The organism is Limibacter armeniacum, assembly GCF_036880985.1.
Classification (GTDB): domain Bacteria; phylum Bacteroidota; class Bacteroidia; order Cytophagales; family Flammeovirgaceae; genus Limibacter; species Limibacter armeniacum.
This window is the reverse complement of record NZ_JBAJNO010000008.1, coordinates 2279079-2299923: the sequence shown is the minus strand read 5'-3', so window position 1 is coordinate 2299923 and position 20845 is coordinate 2279079. Positions and strand designations below refer to the sequence as shown.

Annotated in this window: 18 protein-coding genes; 13 read left to right on the top strand and 5 right to left on the bottom strand. The window is 40.6% G+C overall.

The window, feature by feature from the left end:
• Positions 1-3 precede the first annotated feature (3 nt).
• From V6R21_RS15375 to V6R21_RS15335, 9 genes are all read left to right on the top strand, one after another.
• Complete coding sequence (locus tag V6R21_RS15375; protein WP_334244516.1) at positions 4-1056, top strand: amidohydrolase family protein; 1053 nt, start codon at positions 4-6, stop codon at positions 1054-1056.
• A gap of 31 nt (positions 1057-1087) precedes the next feature.
• Complete coding sequence (locus tag V6R21_RS15370) at positions 1088-2443, top strand: FAD-dependent oxidoreductase (protein WP_334244515.1); 1356 nt, start codon at positions 1088-1090, stop codon at positions 2441-2443.
• Between the two features lie 140 nt (positions 2444-2583).
• Positions 2584-3726, top strand: a complete 1143-nt coding sequence (locus tag V6R21_RS15365; protein WP_334244514.1) for a DNA polymerase III subunit gamma/tau — start codon at positions 2584-2586, stop codon at positions 3724-3726.
• An 83-nt stretch (positions 3727-3809) separates the two neighbouring features.
• Positions 3810-4349: a hypothetical protein gene (locus V6R21_RS15360; RefSeq protein ID WP_334244513.1), complete on the top strand. Its 540-nt coding sequence runs from the start codon at positions 3810-3812 to the stop codon at positions 4347-4349.
• 182 nt (positions 4350-4531) lie between these two features.
• On the top strand, positions 4532-5011 hold the full coding sequence (locus tag V6R21_RS15355; RefSeq protein WP_334244512.1) for an OmpA family protein: 480 nt from the start codon (positions 4532-4534) through the stop codon (positions 5009-5011).
• Positions 5012-5134: 123 nt separating this feature from the next.
• Complete coding sequence (locus V6R21_RS15350) at positions 5135-5806, top strand: outer membrane beta-barrel protein (RefSeq protein WP_334244511.1); 672 nt, start codon at positions 5135-5137, stop codon at positions 5804-5806.
• A gap of 116 nt (positions 5807-5922) precedes the next feature.
• Positions 5923-6666, top strand: a complete 744-nt coding sequence (locus V6R21_RS15345) for a TrmH family RNA methyltransferase (RefSeq protein ID WP_334244510.1) — start codon at positions 5923-5925, stop codon at positions 6664-6666.
• 268 nt (positions 6667-6934) lie between these two features.
• Positions 6935-7945 carry a hypothetical protein gene (locus tag V6R21_RS15340; RefSeq protein ID WP_334244509.1) on the top strand — a complete coding sequence of 337 codons (1011 nt, stop codon included), beginning with the start codon at positions 6935-6937 and terminating at the stop codon, positions 7943-7945.
• A 306-nt stretch (positions 7946-8251) separates the two neighbouring features.
• Positions 8252-9556: a DEAD/DEAH box helicase gene (locus tag V6R21_RS15335; RefSeq protein ID WP_334244508.1), complete on the top strand. Its 1305-nt coding sequence runs from the start codon at positions 8252-8254 to the stop codon at positions 9554-9556.
• Between the two features lie 67 nt (positions 9557-9623).
• Here the strand turns inward: V6R21_RS15335 and V6R21_RS15330 are convergent, their stop codons facing one another.
• Positions 9624-10880 carry a DEAD/DEAH box helicase gene (locus V6R21_RS15330; protein ID WP_334244507.1) on the bottom strand — a complete coding sequence of 419 codons (1257 nt, stop codon included), beginning with the start codon at positions 10878-10880 and terminating at the stop codon, positions 9624-9626.
• A gap of 88 nt (positions 10881-10968) precedes the next feature.
• Complete coding sequence (locus tag V6R21_RS15325; RefSeq protein WP_334244506.1) at positions 10969-12075, bottom strand: AMP-binding protein; 1107 nt, start codon at positions 12073-12075, stop codon at positions 10969-10971.
• 220 nt (positions 12076-12295) lie between these two features.
• On the opposite strand from V6R21_RS15325, the gene V6R21_RS15320 reads away from it, so the two are divergent.
• The 4 genes from V6R21_RS15320 (at position 12296) to V6R21_RS15305 (ending at position 15318) form a co-directional block, all read left to right on the top strand.
• Entirely contained in the window at positions 12296-13510 is a 1215-nt protein-coding gene (locus tag V6R21_RS15320; RefSeq protein ID WP_334244505.1) for a hypothetical protein, read from the top strand.
• Positions 13511-13577: 67 nt separating this feature from the next.
• Positions 13578-13871 carry a Dabb family protein gene (locus V6R21_RS15315; RefSeq protein WP_334244504.1) on the top strand — a complete coding sequence of 98 codons (294 nt, stop codon included), beginning with the start codon at positions 13578-13580 and terminating at the stop codon, positions 13869-13871.
• A 224-nt stretch (positions 13872-14095) separates the two neighbouring features.
• A complete protein-coding gene (locus tag V6R21_RS15310; protein WP_334244503.1) occupies positions 14096-14908 on the top strand; it encodes a 2,3,4,5-tetrahydropyridine-2,6-dicarboxylate N-succinyltransferase in 813 nt (270 codons plus the stop codon).
• Positions 14909-15072: 164 nt separating this feature from the next.
• Positions 15073-15318 (top strand): hypothetical protein, encoded by a 246-nt coding sequence (locus V6R21_RS15305; protein ID WP_334244502.1) that lies wholly within the window; start codon positions 15073-15075, stop codon positions 15316-15318.
• Between the two features lie 9 nt (positions 15319-15327).
• Here the strand turns inward: V6R21_RS15305 and lpxK are convergent, their stop codons facing one another.
• From lpxK to topA, 3 genes are all read right to left on the bottom strand, one after another.
• Positions 15328-16392, bottom strand: coding sequence for a tetraacyldisaccharide 4'-kinase (lpxK, locus tag V6R21_RS15300; protein ID WP_334244501.1), 1065 nt, complete (start codon positions 16390-16392; stop codon positions 15328-15330).
• 199 nt (positions 16393-16591) lie between these two features.
• Entirely contained in the window at positions 16592-17782 is a 1191-nt protein-coding gene (gene sucC / locus V6R21_RS15295; RefSeq protein ID WP_334244500.1) for an ADP-forming succinate--CoA ligase subunit beta, read from the bottom strand.
• Positions 17783-18077: 295 nt separating this feature from the next.
• Positions 18078-20423 (bottom strand): type I DNA topoisomerase, encoded by a 2346-nt coding sequence (gene topA / locus V6R21_RS15290; RefSeq protein ID WP_334244499.1) that lies wholly within the window; start codon positions 20421-20423, stop codon positions 18078-18080.
• Positions 20424-20845: the final 422 nt, after the last annotated feature.

Genomic DNA, 20845 nt, shown 5'->3' with positions numbered 1-20845 from the left:
CACATGGACAAGATTTTCACCATAGACATTCACACACATATTATCCCTGAGAAGCTACCTGATTTTGCGAAAAAATTCGGTTATGGAGGATTTATAAGGCTAGAACACCACAAGCCCTGTTGCGCCAGAATGATGAAGGATGACCTTTTCTTTAGAGAAATTCAAGATAATTGTTGGTCACCTGAAGCCCGAATGAAAGAATGTCACCACCATCAGGTAGATGTTCAAGTACTGTCCACCATACCAGTAATGTTCAGCTACTGGGCCCAACCACAACATGCACTGGATGTCTCCCGCTTTCTGAATGATCATATTGCAAGTGTGGTAGCCAATTACCCTGATCGTTTCATCGGGCTTGGCACGGTCCCATTACAAGCACCCGATTTGGCGATCAAAGAGATGGAAAGATGTGTCAAGGAACTGGGACTGGCTGGAGTTGAAATTGGTTCCCATATAAATGACTGGAACCTCTGTGATGACAACTTACTGCCATTTTTTGAAGCTGCCGAAGAGTTAGGCGCTTCAATATTTGTCCACCCTTGGGACATGATGGGACAACAACGAATGCCGAAGTATTGGCTTCCTTGGTTAGTTGGTATGCCTGCTGAGACATCCTTAGCCATTTGCTCCATGATTTTCGGAGGTGTATTTGAAAAACTCCCCAACCTAAAAGTTGCCTTTGCACATGGCGGAGGCTCATTCCCTGCTACAATAGGAAGAATAGAACACGGTTTTAACGTACGTCCAGACCTTTGTGCCATTGACAATGGAACAAGCCCCAAAGACTATTTGGGTAAATTCTTTATTGACTCTCTTGTTCACGACCCTGAGGTCCTTAAATACCTGATTAACCTGATAGGACCCAACAGGATCGCTTTAGGGTCAGATTATCCATTCCCTTTAGGTGAATTGGAACCGGGAAAACTAATCAGGGAAATAGCTGATCTCGACCTGATCACAAAGGAAAGTCTACTACATGGAAGTGCACTTGAGTGGTTAGGAATCGAAAAGGACTTTTTCATCCCTTCGAAAAAAGACCGAAGCCTCAAGGCATAAATTTTTAACCCAATACTGATCAATTTGACTTATGGAAAAAATTATCATTACAGGTGCAGGACTGGCAGGTAGCCTGTTGGCAATCATGATGGCAAAAAGAGGCTTTGAAGTAGCAGTATATGAAAGGCGACCTGATATGCGTAAAGTAGATATTTCGGCAGGGCGATCTATCAACCTTGCGCTTTCAGACAGGGGAATTGCTGCTCTCCAAAAAGTTGGGTTAGATGAAGTGATCTTAAGTAAAGCCATTCCCATGTTTGGCAGGTTAATTCACCCTATTTCAGGTGAATTGGACCTTCAGCCTTACAGTGGAAGAAGCAATGATTATATCAATTCTATTTCTAGAGGAGAACTCAATAAAATACTGCTCAATGCAGCAGAGTCTTACCCCAACTTACAATTAAGGTTCAATGTACGGTGTGAAGGCATGGACTTAGAAACAGGAACTGTCAGGTTTGTTGATGAGCTAACCCATCAACACTTTTCAGAAACAGCTGATGTTACCCTTGCAGCAGATGGCGCAAACTCTGCCATCAGGAATGAGATGTATCATCACGCTCCAAAACTAAGGTTTACCTTTTCCCAAAATTACCTTAAACATGGATACAAAGAGCTTTATATCCCCCCCAATAAAAACGGAGGTTTCAGAATGGATCAAAATGCCTTGCATATTTGGCCCAGAAAAAGTTATATGCTGATTGCACTGCCCAATACAGATGGAAGTTTTACCGCTACCTTATTTATGGCTTTTGATGGTGAGGACAGTTTTGAAAAGCTGGACAATCCTGAAGCTATTACCTCATTTTTCGAAAAAGAATTTCCTGATGTAATACCACACATTCCTGACCTTGTAGAAAATTTCCAAAACCATCCTGCCAGCGCTTTGGCGACCATCAAATGTTATCCTTGGCAGGTAAATGGCAAGGCTCTATTGATTGGAGATGCAGCCCATGCGGTTGTTCCCTTTTATGGACAAGGAATGAATTGTGCGTTTGAGGATTGCTTGATTCTGGACAAGTTGATCGAAGAATTGGGACCTGACTGGAACCTGGTTTTGAACACATACCAGATGATGCGAAAGGCAGATACCGATGCCATTGGAGAACTTGCTGAAGAAAACTACTACGAAATGAGGGATCATGTCGCCAACCCTGTTTACCAGAAAAAGAAAGATCTTGACCTTATTTTGGAGCAAAACTTTGAAAACTTTGACTCAAAATACTCGATGGTCACATTTAGAGAAGACTTGCCCTATTCGGTGGCTATGAGAAAAGGTCGAGCACAGGACAAGCTGCTTACAGAGATTTGTCAGCAAGTGAATAATATACATTCCTTGGACCTTCATGCTGTTTTGGAACAAGTAATCCAACTTCATTTGAAAGGGTAACTCACGCATTCTGTTGCAAATGCGTGGAACATACGACAGGATTTTAAAAGGCTATACTAAAATGTATAGCCTTTTTTATATCTTTGCGTGAAGATGAAGTTGTACTTTTCATAGAAAAGTCTTCAAATTTTAAGAACAATATGGATAATTTCGTTGTATCTGCCCGCAAATACAGACCTAACACTTTTGACTCTGTCGTAGGACAAGAGCATATTACAGGCACATTGAAAAATGCCGTGAAAAGCAGCAAGCTTGCACAGGCCTTTCTTTTCTGTGGTCCTCGTGGTGTGGGCAAAACTACCACTGCCCGAATTCTGGCAAAAACAATCAACTGCGAAAACCTCAATGAGGCTTGTGAGCCTTGTAATGAGTGTCCATCGTGTTCTAGCTTCAACAAGAATGCCTCATATAATATTATAGAGCTTGATGCTGCCTCCAACAACTCAGTGGACGACATTCGTGCGCTGATTGAGCAGGTACGCTACGCTCCTCCCGCAGGCAAAAAGAAAGTGTATATCATTGATGAGGTGCACATGCTTTCTACTGCGGCTTTCAATGCTTTCCTGAAGACATTGGAAGAACCACCTTCATATGCCATCTTTATTCTGGCTACAACAGAGAAACACAAGATTATCCCAACCATTCTGTCTCGTTGTCAAATTTTTGACTTCAACCGTATTCAGATTGCTGATATGGTCAGACAGTTGCAGCGAATTGCTCAGAATGAAAGTGTACAAGCTGAAGAAGCTGCCCTTCACTTGATTTCACAAAAAGCGGATGGTGGTATGCGTGATGCCTTGTCACTTTTTGATATGATTGTTACGTTCTCACCTGACAGGCACGTAACCTATCAAACAGCCATTCAGAACCTCCATATCCTGGACTATGATTATTACTTCAGAGTAACGGATGCAATCTCTGCTGAGAATATGGCTGAAACGCTGGTAATCTTTGATGAGATTCTCAGAAACGGTTTTGACGGGCACAACTTTATAGTTGGACTTTGTGAGCACTTCCGAAACCTGCTGGTATGTAAAGACACTTCTACTGTACAACTATTGGAAGTTGCACAAGAGGTGCGTGAGCGCTACACACAACAGGCAAAAGATATACCTGTTTCCCTGTTGATGTCAGCATTGAATATTGGCAACCAATGTGATCTACACTACAAGAGCAGCAAGAACCAGCGTCTACACGTTGAACTTGCCTTAATGAAGATGGTACATCTTCGAAAAGCCATCAGCCTTGCTCATTTGGAGCAGGGAAAAAAAAAAGTAGTGTAAAAACGCAGCCCAAAAAGAAAAAAACAAATTCTCCCCAAAAAGAGAAAGAGACAAATACAGCAGCTCCTGCCAAGCAAAGCCTTGTGCAGGATTTTCGTGTTGCCAGAAACAAAGAATCTTTCAAGCAGACAGCCCCTATTTCAACTAGTCTGCATGATGTCAAAGCAAAAATAGCCAATCAGGCTCAGGCAGCTGCTGCAAAGGCAATTAAACAGAAAGCTAATCTGGTTGCAGACAGAACGACTCCTTTCACTTTTGGACAGGTAAAAGAAGCTTGGTCAGCCTTTGCATTAAGCATGAAGAAAAAGGGTACCAGTCCGCTGATTTCTATTTTGTTGGAAGATGGTCCTGCCAGAATGGAAGGGAACAATGTGATCGTGAATTTGAGTAATTCTGTTCAGGGACAACACCTGAATGAAATCAAACCACGCCTACTGAAATTCATCCGTGATGACCTGAGAAATGACTTGATTGACATCAAACCAGAAATAGTAGAAGAAGCCAATCAGGAAATAAGCTCGAAAAGACTCTATACACAACAGGAAAAATTCAGTTTCCTTGCTGAGAAATATCCTGTTTTGAATGACCTTCGTTCCAAGCTTGGCTTAGATATTGACGGTTAACACGATGTTACATAACTTTCAAAGGAAGAGAAAAAAGAATTCACAATTAGAATTAGGTACATTTTTTCTCTTCTTCATTCCTTTTTTATTTTAGATTTAGCAGCACATACCATTCAGAGAGAACTTTAGCCAGACAATACAATCATTCTTGTGCTGATTTAATAACCAAAAATATTAGTGAAATGAGAATAATCTTAAAACTATCTGTATTGCTATGCCTTGCTTTGGTGATCACAACAAGTTGTACTGAGGACAAGCCCAAAAAGCAAACACCACTCAAAGCAGAAGTAAAACCTAAACCTAAGCCCAAACCTTACAAAACCGCTGAAGAAACCATCTCAAGTTGGGTAATTCCTTACACGATCTCTGCCACAAGAGCACCTGAGACTTCCCCTGTTTATGACCAGATCATTGAAGAGCTCAACCGTGACAACTCTTTGTATCTTAAGGTCATTGGGCATACATGTGAGATCGGATTTGAATATAAAAATGACAAGCTAGGAAAAGAAAGAGCGCAAGCCATCTATGACAGACTTATCGAACTGGGGGTTGACAGCGACCGAATTGAGGTTGAAACAGCAGGAGAAAGCAATCCTGTAGCAGATAATTCTACTGAAGAAGGTAGAGAAGAAAACCGTAGAGTTACATTCCGAAGATTTTAACTTACTTAGATTTGGCTTGCAATTTGCCATGATACAATTCTCAAATGTCAATTAGTGAGAAGACTTTTTAACGGGCGTCCCATCGGCTGGTGACAGGCGCCAAAACCAAACAATTTAAAAACCATGAAGAGAATTATTTTTGCCGTACTAGCTATGCTGTTAATGACTACAGCAGCTCAAGCACAATTAAAATTCGGTATCAAAGGTGGTCTTAACTCCTCTAATATCAAGTTTGACGACATTACGTTTAGCGACGGTGCTGGTAAAATTACAGAAGGTGAATCAGTAACAGGTTATCACTTGGGTCTGCAAGCACAGGTTAAGATCCCTATTATTGGTATCTACGTTCAACCTGAATTGCTTTATACTAAAATGGGTGGTAAAATCAGTGTAGAAGAACTAGGTTCCACTTCCTCATTTCAGGCATTTAACGAGGAGCTTTCAATCCAACGTCTGGATGTACCGATCATGATTGGTTGGAGATTTGGTGCTGGACCAATCGGCTTCAGACCATACTTAGGCCCTGTTGCAAGCATTATGCTGAAAGATGGACTTAAAGATTTTGCTCAAAGAATGACTCAAGAAACTTCAGAAACATTTGAAGCAGAGTCAAAAGGAGCTACTTGGGGCTATCAGGTAGGTGCTGGTGTTGACCTTTGGAAATTGAGCGCTGATGTTCGTTACGAAGGTAGCTTCAGTGGATTTGCGAAAGATGTAGCTGGTCAATTTGCGAACGAAGATAAGTTTGACTCAAGAACATCTCAAGTGGTTGTATCAGTTGGGTACTGGTTCTAATCATTACCTTAGACATAAATCATCAAAAGCGGAGTACTTACACTCCGCTTTTTTTATGCCTTTTCTATTAACTTTGCAACCTGCAAAAAAAAGCTCATAACTATAAAGCTAAAAAAGTGAATAAACGTTGGATCAAAGAGACAAGAGGACTTCAGCTCAAAAAAAACCGTAAAAAGTCGGGACTGTTTATCGTGGAAGGTAGAAAGAGTGTTTTGGAGTTGATGAACTCTGATATACAGTTAGAAGCGCTCTTTTATACCCAAAAGTATGCTGAAGAATTTGAATCGCACCACAACTTCCATAAAGTTCCTGTAAAGGAAGTGTCAACAGAAACGGCACTTACGCAAGCAGGATCTCTTAAGGTAAATGATGCTGCTATTGCTGTAGCGCATATCCCGCAGGAAGCAGACACGACACCTGAAAATGAAATTGTTTTGGCTTTGGATGATGTCAGAGATCCAGGAAACCTCGGAACCATTATTCGCATAGCAGACTGGTATGGCATCAAAAAAATCATCTGCTCACATGAATCTGCCGATGTTTACAACCCAAAAGTGATCTCGGCAACCATGGGATCGTTTACCAGAATTCAAGTAAGCTATGTAGACTTGCCAGCCTACCTTGATAAGCACCAGAGTCTCCCTATATATGGCGCTTTCATGGAAGGTGAAAATATATACCAGACAAAGATAAGTGCACCAGCAATCGTAGTCATGGGGAATGAATCGAATGGAATATCAGAGGTCACTTCCGATAAAATCAATAAAAAAATTACGATTCCTAGAATTGGACAAGCAGAGTCTTTGAACGTTGCAATAGCCACTGCAATCATCTGTGACAACGTTGCAAGGCACATTTAGTTAACGACTGTGAGTTATTCTCTGTACTTTAGGGTGATTGATTTACATTTTTTTTATACCAAAATGAATTATTCTTACCTGAGTTGGTGTTTTGATATCGTGAATGCCTAACAGCAAATAAATGACTGTGGGTAATAAGGATGTCCAAGGCTTTTGTAAAAGACATTTGGACAGTGTCGCGGAAATCAGACTAAACTAACAAACAAACTTACTTTTATCACCGTGACTTAGCCTTTGGTCAAAAGACACTCAATTAATTAAAACTAGAATGAATAAGAAGTCACCTATTTCAGTTCTGACGAGTATTAACAACTCAGATAAGATTAATTTTTTCAGGAAATGGCATTCTGTATTGTCTGCACAACAGGTAACAGTACTCTCCAACCAAGCTTCATTATTGGAGACCTTCAGCTTTGACATTGAAACGGACTTACTGCCCAATTCATGGATTCTTTCAACTAAAGACACAAGCTTTACGCAAGGTTTCTATGATTTAATTGATGGACAGCAAACGTCTAAGCATGTCATGGTTGATGTTGAGGTTTCACGCGAGACTTCTTCAGTACTATATGAGCTTTCAACTGATGTAGAAATTTTAGACTACTACGATATAAGACAAATTATACTACTGACCTCTGCAGACAATCTTTTTGATGCATTGAATAAAGGTGATGAAGATGCAATAGAAAAAGTGAACCATGCCACTACCCTATTGCTCACAGAAAATCAGTTTGAAGACAATTTGAAACTTCAGCTGTTGTTGGACTCTGTCTATGGGCTCAATCCTTCGATTGAAATTTTAAGGGGAGAGCAACTGCCACAGTTACTTACTCAACACCGAAAAGCCTTTCATCCGATACATTTCCAAAATGCCATTGACAAGACAGAGGATTTCTGGATGAATGGCAGATTACATACAGCCGTTATCAGCAACGAGGGCTTTATGGAACTGGAATCTTTTCAAGACCATATCAGTCATTTATTAACATACAAAAACATCCATCGTGTATTTGGTGTCGTACGTACCGTTACTAACGCTTACACATTCTTCAATATCAGGAAACAAGTAGTCTTTGTACCATATAAAGGCACTGCTCCTGTAAATAATCAGATGGTAGTGAAAGGTATTTCAGTCTGTAAAAACAAGATTGAGAATGCTTTATCATCAGCAGCATTAAACAACATCGGCTACGACAGTGACGAGCTGATGATTTCAATCAAACTTCAAGAAAGACTCTCTAAACTTTCAATTAACAACAACTCTCCAATTGGGTTTTAACCTGATTGATGATTAAGCCTGAACATCTGCGTCGTTCAGGTCATTTGTTGAACTTAGTTCAGTAAATAGAAATGACGGTAATTTAACCGACTTTCGAACTCAACTCTCTTTTGGCTGGAACCCGCATCCGTTTTGCGGGTTCTTTTTTTATTATAACCTAACTACTAAATTAGCTTTGGTTTTAGGCTGATTGGTTGCTAGTTTGTCCTTTTTGAGACAAATGAAGGCTAATAAACAATACCTGAAACTTTTTTTCATAGTATTAACTGCTACCTTTGCCCAAGGCAACAACATAAATACACTATTTTGAGATTTGACGAATTTGAGCTGAATGAAAGCCTGATGGATGGGGTTTTCAGCATGGGCTTCAATGAAGCTACCCCGATACAGGAACTGGCGATACCAGTGATACTCGAGAACAAGGATCTGATAGCCTGTGCACAAACAGGTACAGGCAAAACAGCTGCTTACTTACTACCTACCCTGCACAAGATTCAGGAAGCCAATCTGGATCAGTCACGCATTCACACAGTCATCATCGTACCTACCCGTGAGCTTGCCTTACAGATTGACCAACAGTTGCAAGGATTTTCATACTTCACTTCTGTGTCTTCTATTGCAGTTTATGGAGGTGGTGACAGTGGTGCATTCTCGACCCAAAGAAATGCATTGAAAAAAGGGGCTGACGTTGTGGTTGCCACTCCTGGTAAATTGATTTCACAATTGAGATCAGGAGGAATTGATTTTTCACACATGAAGCAACTTATTCTGGATGAGGCGGACAGGATGTTGGACATGGGATTTCTGGATGACATTCTTGAAATCACGAGTTATATGCCAAAAGAAAGGCAAACGTTGCTTTTTTCTGCTACTATGCCTCCTAAGATCAGGAAACTGGCATCTCAAACACTCAATAACCCTGAAGAAATCAATATTGCCATCTCCAAGCCTGCAGCCGGTGTAACCCAAGGTGCATTTTTGGTACATGACAAGCAAAAGGTTGGCATTATCCAATTCCTACTTCAGGATGATGACATTGAGAGTACAGTGATTTTTACCTCTACCAAAAAGGCGGTAAAAGAAGTAAGAGATGCGCTTGCGAAAGCAGGACTTAAGGTGGAAGGAATCAGTTCAGACCTTGACCAATCAGAACGAGAAGAAGTACTGAGATTATTCCGAGCTGGAAAAGTAAGAATCCTGGTTGCTACTGATGTTATCTCAAGGGGTATTGATATCGACACAATCGAGTTGGTAATCAATTACGATGTACCGAATGACCCTGAAGATTATGTTCACAGAGTGGGTAGAACAGCCAGAGCAAACCGTGAAGGAGAAGCCATTACGCTGATCAATACCGTGGATCAACAGAAGTTTTCTAAGATTGAAGAGCTGATTGGTAATGAAATCAGAAAGGTTCCTAACCCAAAAGAAATTGGCGAAGGACCAGAATACGCTCCCGATAAAAGACCTGCACGTAGAAGTTTCCCGTCCAAAAACAGGAATAACGGAGGTAGTTCAAAACACGGAGAAAATAAGAGGAAATACACCAAAAAGCCTACACACAAGAAGCCTTCATCTCATAAACCAAAGGGAAAGTCTTCTGAAAATTAGAACTAAAAACCCCGTATGACCATTTCGATCACACGGGGTTTTTTATTTGCCTTTAATCCAAACTGAATTACTTTTTCAGTTTCTTTCTATTTTTCTTTTTCTTTTTGCGTTCTTTTTGCTCCTCTTCAAAAAGCTCAATTTCCTTTATAACCGAACGCCAATCATTTTCTTTTTCCCTACCTTTTTCAAGGATTGTATCATAGTGAACATCCTCTTTCTTCAGTTTTGGAATTACGTGACCTAAGAACTCCTCAATTTCCTTCACCAAGTCCTTTTCTTCGTCACTGCAAAGTGATACAGCTAGACCTCTGGCTTCACCACGTCCCGTACGTCCTACACGGTGAACATAGTTTTCCATAACGTCAGGCATGTCATAATTGACTACGATCTCAACACCCTTGATATCAATACCCCTTGCGGCGACATCTGTAGAAATCAGGACTCTTGATTTTCCTTCCCTGAATGCTTTCAATGAAGCTAATCTTTCTGTTTGCTCCTTGTCACCATGAATCGTTTCAGATTCAATTCCGACACGCTCCATCGCTTTCTTGACACGTTCCGCCCTCACTTTTGTTCGAACGAAAACCATCATTTTACTGTCAGGATGCTCATTGATCAGCTGTTCAAGGTAAAAACGTTTTTCATCCATCGTTACCTCAGCCAAACAGTGCTCAACATTCTTAGAAATTGGGCTTTCTGGGGCAATTTCAATTCGGATGGCATTCTGAGAAATCAGCTTGTAGGCCAGTTTCTTGATCTCTTTATCAATGGTCGCAGAGAAGAACAATGTCTGACGTACCTTCGGCAGGTGACGCATCAGCTGCTTGATATCTTCCAAGAAGCCATGTGCCAACATCTGGTCAGCCTCATCGACTACCAATGTTTCTACCGCATCAAATGTGATATATCCCTGACTAATCAGGTCAAACATACGTCCTGGAGTTGCTACCAGTACGTCTGTACCATTTTTCAGCGTGTTGATCTGCGATTCTTGTTCTACACCACCAAAAATGGCAGTTGTCTTTACTCTTGTATGCTTTCCTATCATTCTGAAAGCATCGGCATTCTGCTTAGCAAGCTCACGGGTTGGCACCATCACCAACACCCTAAGACCCTTTTTTCTTTTCCCGTTTATCAGCTTGTGCAGCACAGGAATGGCAAAGGCCGCTGTTTTACCTGTACCGGTTTGTGCAATACCAAGCAAGTCATCACCACCCAAAATATGGGGGATTGCTTTATGCTGTATATCTGTTGCCCTGATCATCCTTTCCTCTGTCAAGGACTTCAGGATACGTTCGTCTAATCTGTACCTGTCAAATTTCATAGTGCAAAGATACTTCTTTCAGCATTGGATAAAAGCTATTTTCTCTGTCAAAAAGTAAAGAGAGATTGTTATCAAATCTAAACTTAACTTAAAGGCTGTTCTGTTGAATATAAAGTTCTATTGTTTTTCGCCTGCTAACCTTCTGTGTTTCTGTTTTTTCAAATTCATCTACCAGAATCACCTCCTTAGGAAGTTCATATGTTTTAAGTATTTCAGAAAGATGTGTGAGCATTTTTTTGTCAAGGGCTGGAAATTGCTGTTCTGCAAATATGACAACCTTTTCACCTAATCTAGTATCTGGAATACCTGCCACAAAAAATGGAGTGGAATCTCCTACTTCAATTAAATAGCTTTCAATGGCTTTTTCTACTTTTTCTGCCTGAACCTTTACCCCTCCTGAATTAATCACATTATCATACCTGCCTAGCCAAATAAACTGATCAGCAGAGATCAACTCAACCAAGTCATTCGTAAAGAGTAACTCATCATTGCTCATGGGGGCTTTAATCGTCAGACAACCACGATCGTCTTGTCCTAACTCAACCCCGTCTAGTGTTTTGTAAGCAGCTGAAGGTGTTGAACCATTGATCTGCCTCAATGCAATATGAGAAACAGTCTCAGTCATACCATAGGTTGCATATACAGCTATATGTTGGAGTTTATGCTTGATCAACTCTTCCAGTTCCAAGGAAGCTGGTGCACCTCCTATAATTAGCGCCTTTGAATTATCCATAATGCTGGTAAGCTTGTCACTTTGCAAAGTTGCTTGTACCTGCATCGGAACCATTGAGAGAAAATCAAACCTATCCTGTACAGAAAACTGTTCAAGCGGGTTTCCGCTAGGCTCTTCTACTGTAATATCCATCCCTATTTCCATGGCACGGACCAGCATCATCATCCCAGCAATATAATTTGTATTGAGGCAGCAGAATGCATGATCTCCTTCTTGTAACCCTAATGCTTTTCCAGTACTTGAGGCACTTGCCTGCATTTGTTTTCGGGTTAGTTGAATAAGTTTTGGTTTACCTGTTGAGCCTGACGTTGTGATGGTAAATGTTTCTATTCCATTTAACCATTCATGGCAAAAATGAATGGCATCTTGGCTGTATTTATCATAATGACTTGTATCAAAGTTTCCTTTTTGGATATCGTTAAAGGATATGCTTTTACCTTTTATGATTAATTGCTGCATCATTATTGAGTATATCTAAGCTGGTTCTTGATTAAATACAAAACTAACACAGAAACCGAAAAACAATTATTATTTTATGGCATTATCTGTTATAACAGGTAAAACCATTTTATCACAACTGATTTGGTATTATTCTGTTGTCTGACTTAGTTTTGCAAATTGCATCCAGCCTGTCTGAAAGGGTGTATTGTGATGGGCATCAGAAAGACTAAAAACCATTTTTATGCAAATTCAGAAGCAACATCAAAAATATATTGGAATTGCCATTGGAGTTATTGTGCTGCTTGTAGGAGGATTCTTCACTTGGAATTACTACAAGAACTTTGAAGCGCAAAAGCGCAAACAAAAGGTGCAACCCATTCTTGATTATGTAAAGAAAAACCTCGTTTTGCAGGTGGGTCAGGAAGTTTCGACAGGTGCTTTTCAGTTTAGCATAACAGCTCCCTCACTCGACATCAAAAACATTGACAAAACAATTGCTGAGTTGGAGAGTGAAATTTCTGATGTTGAAATGCGAACTACAGAAATCTGGGACAACACCTCTGTAGAACGAGATGATATTGTATACGCACTGCGTCAAATGCTTGAAGACATCCAGTCCATTGACAACCAATATAACTTGGCTTCTTATGTACCTGTAGAAAACGTTCAGGCTGATAAAAGCACCGAACATTATCAGATCAGGATGGGACTTTCAAAACTGAAACACTTTCAGCAAACGCACAAAGCGAGTTATGAAAATGTTGCTGGGGCAATCGAAGAAATGTTGTATTTCTTGGAGGAGAGTGAAGCCCAAACCATAGATGCACCTAGAGGACAACTACTGTTAAGCCAACTACAGGATGCAACCAATACACTATTTGAATCAGCTCAAGGCTTAAAGAATTGTATGTATTCATTTGAGAATAAATACAATAAATACAGGGAGGATGAATTCACTTGGAATGGAAAAGAACTCAACCATTTCTATGTAAACCTTCAGGATATCATTTATGACAAAATTCTAATCCAACAGGCTGATAAGGTATTGAAATACAAGAAGGCGTCTTTTGAAGAAAACATTGATGCCATTGCAAATTTTTTGGGGCAGATAGAAAGTGAACTTATAACCATTCAAGAAAACAAACAGCGTTTTCAAAATAGGCTGGACAAATTCAGCAAACAGAAAAATGAAATCCTTGCCCTTTTCAAAAAGCATGGTATTAGCCTGAGAAAAGATGTCAGCATAGATGTCAAAAACAAATCAGGTCAAATTCAAGTTTCTAAACCAGCATTGTCTTCAGGTTTTACACCTATCAAGCAATGGGACTTGAATGCAACTGCCAAGCAAAAAGGAACTCAACTGCTGGATGTATATATAAACGCTACATTTTATCATCTAACAGAAGGTGAAATTGCCGGTCAGACCCTGATCTCAAAAGAAATCAAGGTACAATGACAGAAGACATTTTTTCAGAGAATATCTGCAAGTAGATTTGAGACAATAAATCTTTAATACTAGAATAATGATCAACCATACCGTACTTTTCAAAATCAAGCCAGAGGCAAGTGAAGCACAAGTAAAGCAGATGATAGACAACCTGCTTGCCCTTAAAAATGAAATTACTGAAATCGAAGCCATCCATATTGGCGAGAATTTTTCTGACCGCTCACAAGGTCATGACCTGATGCTTTATACACTATTCAAGGACAAGGACGCGTTGGGCAAATATGCTGTACACCCAGCCCACGTTGCTGTACTTGAGCAAGATATCAAGCCTATTTTGGCTGGAATCACAGTTGGTGACATTGAATTTTAATCTAGATAAAATCGATTGGCAGTAACTTGCTAACCCCTTCAAGAGAATTTCATTGGCCTATTGTACAATACCAAGCCAATATTACTCTTGGTTCTGTCAATCTTTTACTATCTTTGCACCCTGGTAATTTCGATTACCCCTCCGAAAGCGTTTCCTGAAAGTGGACTGACAACTAAGTCTTGTCCTGAAATTTCTCAATTCCGAAAATTGAAGACGACTTTAACATGACAAATCAAGAACTGATTGAAAAAGCGTGGGATGACCGCTCGCTACTGAAAGATGAGGCTACTATCAAAGCAATCAAAGACACTGTAGATGCATTGGACAAAGGTACTTTGAGAGTAGCAGAACCCGCAGGAGACGACTGGAAAGTAAACGAATGGGTGAAGAAAGCCGTGATCATGTTCTTCCCGCTTGCGGAAATGGAAACGATCAAAGTGGGACCATTCGAATTCCACGACAAAATTCCTTTGAAGGAAAACTATGCAGAGAAAGGTGTAAGAGTTGTACCTCACGCAATTGCTAGATACGGTTCATTCGTAAACAAAGGTGTGATCATGATGCCTTCGTATGTAAACATTGGTGCATACGTTGACTCTGGTACAATGGTGGATACTTGGGCGACCGTAGGTAGCTGTGCACAAATCGGTAAAGACGTACACCTGAGTGGTGGTGTTGGTATCGGTGGTGTATTGGAGCCTGTTCAGGCTGCTCCTGTTATCATCGAGGATGGCGCATTTATCGGATCAAGATGTATCTTGGTAGAAGGTGTTAGAGTAGGTAAAGAAGCTGTATTGGGTGCTAACGTAACCATTACTGCCAGCTCTAAGATTATTGACGTGACTGGTGACGAGCCTGTTGAATACAAAGGTTATGTTCCTCCAAGATCAGTAGTAATCCCTGGTAGCATCACTAAAAAATTCGCTGCTGGCGAATATCAAGTAGGATGTGCACTGATTATCGGTAAGAGAAAAGAAAGCACAGACAAAAAGACATCACTGAATGATGCTTTGAGAGAAAATAATGTTTCTGTTTAAGACACAGAATTTTCTGAACTATATAAGAAAGGCTGTCAGATATTCTTCTGACAGCCTTTCTTTTTACCCCAATGTTTGAGATTTAACAGCCAAATGGTTTACACTCCCATTAATCCGTTATAACTTTATCTGAATGATTTTCAAATAATTAAAATGTTACAGTTATGAACGATGAAAGAATAGAATGCCCAAAATGCAAATGGGAACCAGATGGTGGTGCATACTGGACATGTTATTGTGGTTGCAACTGGAACACGTTTTCAACATATGGTAAATGTCCCGAATGTGGTAAAGTCCATAAGGATACACAATGTCCTGCTTGCCAGGCTTGGTCACCTCACCCTGACTGGTATCTTGACCTTGAAAATATTTCCATTAAAGTAGAGGAAAAAGCTTCAGCTCAAGAATAAAGTGTTTCTTTACTTTTCCACTTCAGCTGCTGCCACTGTTTCCATCACTTTCTTACTCAGAATTTCTTCACCTTCAAGAAAATAGACTTCAATTGGCTGATAATAAACTGGAATGTCTTTCAAACTTTCTTTGTGTACATCCTGCATCAGTTTCACAGCATCTTTCTCAGTGGTCAGGATAAATGCATTTCTGTTGGAAAACTGGGTATAAGCATCCTGTATTCGCTTGATTGAATAGCGGTTGTAGCTGTAGTGGTCTCCAAACTCCAAGTGCTCAATGATATTGTAACCTCTCCCCCTCAAATCTTCTTTCAATCGCATGGAATGGGCAATTCCTGTTACAAGTACAATATTTTTGCTATTGACTTCTGGCGCACTCTCATTCAATTTTTGCAGTTTCCCGTAGCGGATTCCTGTAAATAAGACTGGCACATCAGCCCTTGTGTATCTTTTGATGTTTTGAGAGATTACTGCTCTTTCTTTAGCTGCTAAGTTATCCGGACATTTTGAGACTATGACAATATCTGCACGTAGTGCTCCTTTCCTACTTTCCCTTAACCTACCCGCAGGTAGCACAAAATCCTGATAGAATAAACGCCCATAATCTGTCAGAAGAATATCCAGATCCCTTTTTACTTTTCTATGTTGGTAGGCATCGTCAAGCAATATTGCCTTGATACTTTCGTCCTCATGGAGCATCTGTGGAATTGCTAAAGCTCTTTCTTCTCCAACCGCCACCATGACATCTGTACCAAATTTTGCATAAAACTGCATTGGCTCATCACCTATCGAGCGGGCAGTCGCTTGTTCGTCTGCCAAGATATAACCTGTCGTCTTTCTTCCGTACCCCCTGCTTAGCACTCCTGTCCTGTATTGATCCTTGAGCAGCCTTATCAGATATTCAATATGTGGCGTCTTACCTGTACCACCAACGGTCAGGTTGCCAACACTAATAACTGGAACATCAAAATGAACAGACTTCTTCCATCCCTTGTCAAAGGACGTGTTTCGGAAGGCTGTTACCCCATCATATATTGCCGCAAAAGGCATCAGTAATCCTTTCAAAAAGTTCATCTTTTACTTAAAACATTCATCCAACTGTCCAAGACAATTTCAATTATGACAGTTGCTGCGGAAATATCGGCATTAGATCCTATAACGAAAAATAAAATAGCCTGCCTGTTAATGAAAACAGACAGGCTATCACCAGTATACGGTCTTTATTGAGTTTCCGTAATGGAAACCACCTTCAGTCCAAGGACTGAGTCATTACTTATGCTAGTGCAGCTCTTACTTTGTCAGCTGCCTCTTTCAGCGTGATAGCTGAAGTTACTTTCAATCCAGACTCGTCGATGATCTTAGCAGCTTCAACAGCGTTAGTACCTTGAAGTCTTACGATAATCGGAACATTGATGTCACCGATATTCTTGTAAGCCTCTACTACACCATTCGCTACACGGTCACATCTTACGATACCACCGAATACGTTGATAAGGATTGCTTTTACGTTAGGATCTTTCAGGATGATTCTGAAACCAGCTTCTACAGTCTGTGCGTTTGCTTTACCTCCTACGTCAAGGAAGTTAGCAGGATCACCACCTGAAAGCTTAATCATATCCATTGTTGCCATTGCAAGACCAGCACCGTTAACCATACAGCCAACGTTACCGTCCAGTTTCACGTAGTTCAGACCAGCTTCAGAAGCTTCTACTTCAGTAGGATCCTCTTCAGTGATGTCTCTGTACTCAGCCAAATCTTTGTGACGGTAAAGTGCGTTGTCGTCCAAGCTTACTTTTGCGTCAACTGCCAAGATTCTGTCATCAGAAGTCTTGAATACAGGGTTGATCTCGAACATGTCAGAGTCAGACTCTTCGTAAGCATTGTAAAGTGCAACAGCGAATTTCACCATTTCCTTGAATGCCTTACCTGACAGACCAAGATTGAAAGCGATTCTTCTAGCCTGGAAGCCTTGGATACCAACTTTCGGGTCGATCTCTTCTTTGAAGATCAGGTGAGGAGTCTTTTCAGCAACTTCCTCGATGTCCATACCACCTTCAGTAGAGTACATGATCATGTTACGACCAGTCGCTCTGTTCAGCAATACTGACATGTAATATTCTTTCGGCTCGTTTTCACCTGGGTAGTAAACATCCTCAGTGATCAGAACCTTGTATACTTTTTTACCTTCAGCGCCAGTCTGAGGAGTTACCAGTTGCATACCGATAATTTGCTCAGCTTTCTCCTGTACTGCCTCTAGGCTTGTTGCTACTTTAACACCACCGCCTTTTCCACGGCCGCCAGCGTGAATCTGTGCTTTCACAACCCATGCAGTTGCGCCTTTTTCTTCTGCCAGTTTCTTCGCCGCGTTTACAGCTTCTTCAGGAGTTTCTGCTACATAACCTGCAGGAACCGCTACGTTATTCTTTCTCAGAATTTCTTTCGCCTGATATTCGTGTATGTTCATAGTTAATTGTTGCCTTTTGGCTTCTTTAGAAAATTAGTTAATGTGTTTATTGCCCTATTGTCAAATCAATGTTGACAGACAATAAGGTCAACAGCAACAGTTTTTCTTTGTTTGTGGCAATTTTAAATAAATCTTCTACAAAAACACAATCGCTTATGCGAATTTTTAATTATTAAATTAGACTTGAGTCAATTTATAATTCTATATCCAAATAAGAATTGAAGAAATTAAAAAAATAAGTCTCTGAGCGTGAGAACACATCACCAGAGACTTATCATTAATCAGCTTCCATCAATTATTTTTTGGTTGCCGCCTTTTTTGTCGTAGTTTTTTTCTTGGTAGTTTTTTTCTTTTCTGGAGTTGCTTCCATCAGCTTCACGCATTCATCGTAGCTGAGCTCCTTGGCTTCTGTTCCTTTCGGAATCTTGAAGTTTTTCTTTTTGTAAGAAATGTAAGGTCCCCATCTACCATTCAAGATCTGAAGGTCTGCATCTTCATCAAATGTCTTCACGATCTTATTCGCATCAGCAATTCGCTTCGCCTTGATCAGCTCGATAGCAGTCTCCTCATCCACTGTCTCAGGAGAATACTCCTTACCTAAAGAGACAAACTTGCCATCATGACGCAAGTATGGACCAAACCTACCGATAGCCGCTACAATGTCCTTATCTTCAAACGTACCGACAGTTCTAGGAAGCTTGAATAACTCAAGCGCCTCTTCCAGCGTAATGCTTTCGATATACTGTCCTTTTCTCAAAGATGCATATACGGGCTTTTCATCACTGTCTTCTACCGTCTCCCCGATTTGAGCAATAGGTCCAAATCGTCCCAACCTCACAAATATTTTTTTGCCAGTCGCAGGATCAACTCCCAATTCCCTAGCTGAAGATACATCCGCTCTGTCAACCTCAGAAGTTGCCTCTACCGTCTCATGGAAAGAATCATAAAAGCCTTTGATCATATCAGCCCACTGAATCTTACCATTGGCAATCTGGTCAAATTGTTCTTCTACTTGTGCGGTAAATGAGTAGTCAACGATATCCTGGAAATATTTTACCAGAAAATCATTTACAATCATACCTGTATTGGTAGGGAACATTTTATTCTTTTCAGCCCCATAGATTTCAGTCTTCACTTCTTTAGAAACCTGATCATTCTCCAAAGACATCGCGATATATTCACGCTCTTTTCCATCTCTGGTTTCCTTCACCACATAATCCCTCTTTTGAATAGTTGAGATTGTAGGAGCATAAGTTGATGGACGACCAATACCCATTTCCTCCAGTTTCTTTACAAGGCTCGCCTCTGTAAATCTTGGCGCAGGTCTTGAGAAACGCTGTACTGCATTGATAAAATCAAGACTTAACACCTGACCTACTTCCAAAGGAGGCAACATTCCCTTTTGTTCCTCTTCATCCTCATCATCTGTTGACTCGATATAAACCTTAAGGAAACCTTCAAACTTGATTACCTCACCAGTAGCCACAAAAGCCTCAGGGCTTGACGAAATATTAATGGTTGCAGTAGTCTTCTCAAGTTTGGCATCTGCCATCTGTGAAGCGATGGTACGCTTCCAAATCAGGTCATATAACTTTGCTTCACGCGAATCTCCACTCAGTTCGTGTTGTGCGAAGTTGGTTGGACGAATCGCTTCGTGAGCCTCCTGTGCTGACTTTGATTTCGTCTTGAACTTTCTTGTCTGGATAAACTCCTCTCCGAAAGATGCATTGATTTCTGCTGAAGCAGAAGCCGTTGCCTCATCAGACAGATTTACGGAGTCCGTACGCATATAAGTAATGTGTCCTGCCTCATAAAGTTTCTGTGCTACTGACATTGTCAGTGAAACAGGGAAACCTAACTTACGGCTGGCTTCCTGCTGCAAGGTAGAAGTTGTAAATGGTGCAGCTGGACTTCTTTTACCAGGCTTCGTCTTCAGGTCAGCAATTGTATAGGCTGCTCCTTTACAAGACTCCAAAAACTCCAATGCTTCCTTTTCAGCAGCAAACTTCTTTGGAAGTTCTGCCTGTAGTTTCTTTCCTCCACCAAGGTCAAAAACAGCACTTACTTTATAGGATGATTCCGGTTTGAAAGAATCAATCTCTCTTTCACGCTCAACCACCAGTCTAACCGCCACTGACTGTACCCTACCTGCTGAGAGTCCGGCTTTGATTTTCTTCCAGAGGATAGGTGAAAGCTCAAATCCAACAAGTCGGTCAAGTACACGTCTAGCCTGCTGTGCATTGACTAGGTCCAAGTCAATACCTCTAGGTGCCGTAATGGCATTCAGAATAGCATTTTTGGTAATTTCCCTAAAAACAATGCGCTTTGTATTTTCTTGCTTTAGTCCCAAAGCCTCCATCAGGTGCCATGAAATAGCTTCTCCTTCGCGGTCGTCGTCCGTCGCGAGCCATACAGTTTCTGCACTTTTGGACAACTTTTTCAACTCCTGCACTACCTGCTTCTTATCGGAAGATATTTCATAAACAGGTTGAAATCCGTGCTCCACATCTACAGCGTTGTTGCCTTTGGGCAAGTCCCTTACGTGTCCGTAACTTGACTTTACGGTATAATCTTGCCCTAAGTACTTTTCAATAGTTTTGGCTTTGGCCGGGGACTCTACTATTACTAGGTTTTTTGACATTTGCCTTCGTTTTTATCAGCAATTCTGACTATTAATTAACTACTTGGCCGACCTGTATTTCAAAGCCAGTCATTCACATCGTGGTTTTACATTCTCTAAAACCACCTTGGTTTGAAGGTTATTAAAGGAGTTTTTCAACAGAAAACTGTCTCACCTTCCGTTTCATCTCAGTCGCTATCTTGAAAGGACCGAAAATGCAATTCCTGTCTTTTCATTGAGCGTATATTCATATTAGTTTAATCGAATTAACGCTGCCTTTCTAAGCAATCAACATCTAAATTAAGCAACAATGAAGTGCATTAACAATTAACAAACTTCAAAAAAAAGTTCCAAAGCCACAAAACGCATCCGAAAATTTTACAAATTCCATGGATGAACATATAACAATTTTCATATCTAACATATGCAGTAATATTTACAGT

Bases quoted from the DNA above. Each gene is read 5' to 3' on its own strand.
- V6R21_RS15375 (WP_334244516.1), top strand. From the start codon at position 4: ATGGACAAGATTTTCACCATAGACATTCACACACATATTATCCCTGAG.
- V6R21_RS15370 (WP_334244515.1), top strand. From the start codon at position 1,088: ATGGAAAAAATTATCATTACAGGTGCAGGACTGGCAGGTAGCCTGTTG.
- V6R21_RS15365 (WP_334244514.1), top strand. From the start codon at position 2,584: ATGGATAATTTCGTTGTATCTGCCCGCAAATACAGACCTAACACTTTT.
- V6R21_RS15355 (WP_334244512.1), top strand. From the start codon at position 4,532: ATGAGAATAATCTTAAAACTATCTGTATTGCTATGCCTTGCTTTGGTG.
- V6R21_RS15350 (WP_334244511.1), top strand. From the start codon at position 5,135: ATGAAGAGAATTATTTTTGCCGTACTAGCTATGCTGTTAATGACTACA.
- V6R21_RS15340 (WP_334244509.1), top strand. From the start codon at position 6,935: ATGAATAAGAAGTCACCTATTTCAGTTCTGACGAGTATTAACAACTCA.
- V6R21_RS15330 (WP_334244507.1), bottom strand. From the start codon at position 10,880: ATGAAATTTGACAGGTACAGATTAGACGAACGTATCCTGAAGTCCTTG.
- V6R21_RS15325 (WP_334244506.1), bottom strand. From the start codon at position 12,075: ATGATGCAGCAATTAATCATAAAAGGTAAAAGCATATCCTTTAACGAT.
- V6R21_RS15320 (WP_334244505.1), top strand. From the start codon at position 12,296: ATGCAAATTCAGAAGCAACATCAAAAATATATTGGAATTGCCATTGGA.
- V6R21_RS15315 (WP_334244504.1), top strand. From the start codon at position 13,578: ATGATCAACCATACCGTACTTTTCAAAATCAAGCCAGAGGCAAGTGAA.
- V6R21_RS15310 (WP_334244503.1), top strand. From the start codon at position 14,096: ATGACAAATCAAGAACTGATTGAAAAAGCGTGGGATGACCGCTCGCTA.
- V6R21_RS15305 (WP_334244502.1), top strand. From the start codon at position 15,073: ATGAACGATGAAAGAATAGAATGCCCAAAATGCAAATGGGAACCAGAT.
- lpxK (WP_334244501.1), bottom strand. From the start codon at position 16,392: ATGAACTTTTTGAAAGGATTACTGATGCCTTTTGCGGCAATATATGAT.
- sucC (WP_334244500.1), bottom strand. From the start codon at position 17,782: ATGAACATACACGAATATCAGGCGAAAGAAATTCTGAGAAAGAATAAC.
- topA (WP_334244499.1), bottom strand. From the start codon at position 20,423: ATGTCAAAAAACCTAGTAATAGTAGAGTCCCCGGCCAAAGCCAAAACT.